General features: G+C 62.1%; 4 protein-coding genes. 2 read left to right on the forward strand and 2 right to left on the reverse strand.

From position 1 onward, the window contains the following. Positions 1-33: 33 nt before the first annotated feature. Entirely contained in the window at positions 34-489 is a 456-nt protein-coding gene (locus OC610_RS21560; RefSeq protein WP_264430629.1) for a YaiI/YqxD family protein, read from the reverse strand. Positions 490-602: 113 nt separating this feature from the next. Beyond that, positions 603-2501, reverse strand: coding sequence for an FTR1 family protein (locus OC610_RS21565; protein WP_264430630.1), 1899 nt, complete (start codon positions 2499-2501; stop codon positions 603-605). A gap of 311 nt (positions 2502-2812) precedes the next feature. On the opposite strand from OC610_RS21565, the gene OC610_RS21570 reads away from it, so the two are divergent. Next, positions 2813-4207: a COG3014 family protein gene (locus OC610_RS21570; RefSeq protein ID WP_264430631.1), complete on the forward strand. Its 1395-nt coding sequence runs from the start codon at positions 2813-2815 to the stop codon at positions 4205-4207. An 18-nt stretch (positions 4208-4225) separates the two neighbouring features. Continuing rightward, positions 4226-4597 (forward strand): DUF1425 domain-containing protein, encoded by a 372-nt coding sequence (locus tag OC610_RS21575; protein ID WP_264430634.1) that lies wholly within the window; start codon positions 4226-4228, stop codon positions 4595-4597. Positions 4598-4647: the final 50 nt, after the last annotated feature.

Here is a 4647-nt window from a genome sequence, read left to right on the forward strand (position 1 = left end):
AGCAAGCTCGCTCCCACAGGGGATCCACGAGAATCAGGACAAGCGAGCCAACCGCGTCAATATCCGATCCAGCGCATTGGCAAACGCTTGCTTGTCCCGTTCGCTGTACGCCGCCGGCCCGCCGCCGACTTGTCCCTGTTCACGCAGGTCGGCGAACAGGTTGCGCACCGCCAGTCGATCGCCCATGTTCTGCGCGTCGAACTCCTTGCCCCTGGGGTCCAGGGCGGCGACGCCCTTCTTCACAAGGCGATCAGCCAGTGGCACGTCGCTGCAGATGACCAACTCGCCTGGCACGGCATGCTCCACGAGGTAATCATCCGCCGCATCAGGACCGCTCGGCACCACGATCAGCTTCACCAGGGCCAGGGCCGGCTTGATCTGCGGTTGCCCGGCCACCAGCACCACTTCGAACTGGCGCTTCAAGGCGAACTTGACCACCAGCTCCTTCGCCGCCTTGGGGCAGGCGTCTGCATCGATCCATACGCGCATTGAGTGCTTTCCTCTATCAAAAAGCATCGCGAGCAAGCTCGCTCCCACAAGGACAGCCTACATCCTGTGGGAGCGAGCTTGCTCGCGATTATGAGTGCAGCGAATGCCGCCGTTCAGGAAACCTGGACCCGACGTTTCTCTACCACCCAGCTGCGTCCGTACAGCACAACGATCGCAGTGATCGCCAGCGCCTGGGCCGCCAGCGAATAAGCATCGGCATGAATGCCCAGCCAGTCGAAGTCGAAGAAAGCCACCGGTCGCGTGCCGAAGATGCCGGCTTCCTGCAGTGCCTTCACACCATGGCCGGCAAACACCACCGACAGCGCACACAGCAGCGCGGCGTTGATGCTGAAGAACAGCGCCAGCGGCAGTTTCGCCGAACCGCGCAAGATCACCCAGGCCAACCCCACCAGTAACACCAGCGCCGACGCGCCGCCAGCCAGCACCGCGTTGTGCCCGGCGGGACCGGCCTGCAGCCACAGAGTCTCGTAGAACAGGATCACTTCGAACAGTTCGCGGTAGACCGAGAAAAACGCCAGGACCGCAAAACCGAAACGGCCACCACCGCCCACCAGGCTGCTCTTGATGTAATCCTGCCAGGCCGCTGCGTGGCGCCGGTCGTGCATCCACACACCCAGCCACAGCACCATCACGCTAGCGAACAACGCCGTCGCGCCCTCAAGCAACTCCCGCTGCGCGCCGCTGACATCAATCACATACGCGGCCACCCCCCACGTCGCCAGACCGGCAAGCAAAGCCAATCCCCAGCCGATGTTGACGCTGCGAACCGCCGATTGCTGGCCGGTATTGCGCAAGAACGCCAGGATCGCCGCCAGGACCAGGATCGCTTCCAGACCTTCGCGCAGCAGGATCAGCAAGCCGGAGATGTAGCTCAGCGACCAGCTCAAGCCATCGCCGCCCAGCAGGCCGGCGGACTCCTTCAATTTCGCCTTGGCCGCGTCCAGGCGTTGTTCGGCCTGCGCCACCGGCAAGCCGTCCTGCAAGGACTGACGGAAAGCCATCAGGGCCTTTTCGGTGTCTTTGCGCACATTGGGGTCGACGTTATCGAGCGAGCTTTCCACCAGCTCGAAACCTTCCAGGTAGGCCGCTACCGACAGGTCATAGGCTTGGTCATGATCGCCGGCACGGTACGCCGCGATGCTTTTGTCCAACGTGGCGGCGGTGTAGTCGAGCAACTGCCCCGGCCCACGCTGCACTTGTGGTGGTTGGGCGCGTTGGGCACGGAACGTCGCAGCCGCGGCAGGGCCCTGGGCAGCCAGGACTTCAGCCGGTGTCTGGCGGGCGAGATCGGCGAGGTTGTAGGTCACCTCGCCTTTGGCGGCGACCGGGTCAGCGCTGAAGCTGGCGATGTAGGTGGCCAGGTCCCAGCGTTGCCGATCATCGAGTTGATCGGCGAACGCTGGCATGTCCGTGCCCTCGATACCCATGCCCAGGGTGTTGTAGATCGCATAGAGACTCAGCCGATCAAGACGTCGACCGTCACGCAGGTTCGAGGGTGGCGGCTCCAGGCCAACACCCGCCGGACCGTCCCCGGCACCGCTGTCCCCATGACAGACAGAGCAATTCTGCGCATACAACGGCGCGCCGCGCGTCGGGTCCGGCGTAATGATCGGCGCCTGGCTGACTTCGTACGCGACCGCGAGCCTTGCGCCCAATTGCCGCGCCATGCGAGCCACATCGCCGCCCTCCTGGCGTTCCGTCATCGCCTTGCGCAAGGTATCGATGCCTAGAGCCAATTCAGCTTTTTCCGGCTTGGCTGGCAATGCGCCGATCAAGCCCTCCAATACCCCGGTGAACTCCAGTTGCTCGCGGTATTCGGAATCGTCGATGACTTTTCCCGCCTCGACAGTCGCCGGGTAATCCGCCCCGATGTAATCCAGCAGATGCAACGCCTTGGGAGCGCCTTCGACGGTATCGGCCAGCAAGTCGGTGCTGCACAGCGCCAGCAACGGCAGCGCTAGCCAAGCCAGGAAACGAAACGGGGCAGTCATGAATGACTCTCGATTGGAAATAAGAAGTAACACATTGTTCACTTCCAATGCGTTTGGCTCAAGTCCCGATGCGCACAAGCCACGCTTTTTCATCGGATATTCACGCTTTGGAGATGACATCACAAAAACATCATTTAGAGATTAAAAAGCCACTACTCACACCAAAGCGCTGTTTATAATGCGCCGCCTTCTTATTAACGAACGGCATAAGCGCTCCTCGCTCCGAGGAACCGACGGCGCCCTCGGGCCTGTTCGTGGATCGCCTCAGCCCGACCCGCACACCCAGGCTGCTATTCAGGGAAGAAATGTTCATGGCATCCCGTGCCGCTTTTTCGGTCGCCCTTGGTGCGATCACCTTGCTGTCCGGCTGTTCGGCCTTCCGCAACTACGACAGTGAGCTGGCCCAGACCAATCAGCAACTGGCCTCCGGCAACGTCGACGCCGCATTGACCCTGTTGGAAAAGAACAACGCCAGCCAGGACAAAGACCTGCTCTATTTCTTCGAAAAGGGTGAGCTGCTGCGCGCCAAGGGCGATCTGTCCGGCAGCCAGACGGCCTGGACCAGCGCCGACCAGCAGGTCGGACGATGGGAAGACGCGGTCAAGCTCGACACCGCCAAGTACCTCGCGCAGTTCGGCAGCTTCCTGGTCAACGACAAGGTCCGGCGCTACGAGGGCTATGACTATGAAAAGGTCATGCTCACCACGCAGATGGCCCTGAACCTGCTGGCCGTGAATGACTTCGACGGTGCGCGGACGCAGATCAAGAAAACCCACGAGCGCGAAGCGGTGATTGCCGACCTGCGCGACAAGGAATACCTCAAGCGTGAGGAAGACGCCGAGAAGCAAGGGGTCAAGACCGAATACAAGGACCTCAAGGGTTACCCGGTCGCCAGCCTGGACGCGCCGGAAGTGGTCAGCCTGAAAAACAGCTACCAGAGCGCGTTCAGCCACTACCTGGCGGGTTTCGTCTATGAAGCCCTGGGCGAAAAAGACCTGGCGGCGCCGGGTTATCGCAAAGCCGCCGAGCTGCGCCCCAATACTCCGCTGTTGGAACAAGCGCTGCTCAATCTGGACAAGCCTGCCGCCAAGGGCGACGACAGCGATATCCTGATCGTGGTGCAGAGCGGCCTGGCGCCGTCCCGGGATTCGATCCGAATCCCGCTGCCCTTGCCCATCAGTGGCAACGTGGTGATCACACCGCTGTCGTTCCCGCTGATCAAGCCGGACACCTCCACCGCGACTTTCGCCCAGATCGGCGTCGACGGCCGTCAACTGGACCTGACCCAGCTCAACAGCACCACTGCCATGTCCCGCCGCGCCCTGCGTGATGACATGCCGGGAATCATCCTGCGCACAACCGTGCGGGCGGTGACCCGTGGCGTGGCGCAGAAACAGATCAACGAAACCAATCCGCTGGCCGGCCTGGCCGTGGGCATTACCTCGGCCGTGCTTGAAGGCGCGGATACCCGGACCTGGCGCACCCTGCCGGACTACACCCAAGTGGTGCGCCTGCGCCTGAAGAAGGGTGAGCACCAGGTTACCTTGCCAAGCGCTGTAGGCGGCTCGGTGGTGAAGGTCAAGGTCGATCAGCGTTACCAGGTCATCACCCTGCGCGCGGTGGGCAACCAGGTTTTCGCCGGCGGCCTGGCGGCCCAAGTCATCACGAGCGCCAATCCCACCGCCATCGCTCTCAAACAACCTTAAGAACGGAGTCTTGTTCACATGCGTTTAAAACTGATCGCCGTCGGCGCCCTGGCCTTGCTGGCCGGCTGCGCCACCCCACCGCCGCCGGAGCCGGGCAGCGCCGCCAGCAAGGTCGTGGCGATGGGCAAGACCAAGAACATCGTGGTGGGCGCCATGCGCGTCGCCCGGGAAAACGGCTACATGACCGTCAATGTTCAGCTGAGCAATACCAGCTTTAACAACAAGACGATGTACTACCGTTTTGCCTGGCTGGGGCCGGAAGGCTTTCCGATCGCCGGGGAAGAAACCTGGAAAAGCCTGACGCTGTACGGCGAACAGACCAGCTTCCTGCCGGCCATCGCCCCGACGCCAAAGGCCGTGGATTTCCGATTGGAAATCAATACCCCTTGAGACAGATACAAATTCCTGTGGCGAGGGGATTTATCCCCGCGGGGCTGCGT

Origin of the sequence: Pseudomonas agronomica (assembly GCF_025917275.1) — a bacterium.
Lineage (GTDB): Bacteria > Pseudomonadota > Gammaproteobacteria > Pseudomonadales > Pseudomonadaceae > Aquipseudomonas > Aquipseudomonas agronomica.

Bases quoted from the DNA above. Each gene is read 5' to 3' on its own strand.
- OC610_RS21565 (WP_264430630.1), bottom strand. From the start codon at position 2,501: ATGACTGCCCCGTTTCGTTTCCTGGCTTGGCTAGCGCTGCCGTTGCTG.
- OC610_RS21570 (WP_264430631.1), top strand. From the start codon at position 2,813: ATGGCATCCCGTGCCGCTTTTTCGGTCGCCCTTGGTGCGATCACCTTG.
- OC610_RS21560 (WP_264430629.1), bottom strand. From the start codon at position 489: ATGCGCGTATGGATCGATGCAGACGCCTGCCCCAAGGCGGCGAAGGAG.
- OC610_RS21575 (WP_264430634.1), top strand. From the start codon at position 4,226: ATGCGTTTAAAACTGATCGCCGTCGGCGCCCTGGCCTTGCTGGCCGGC.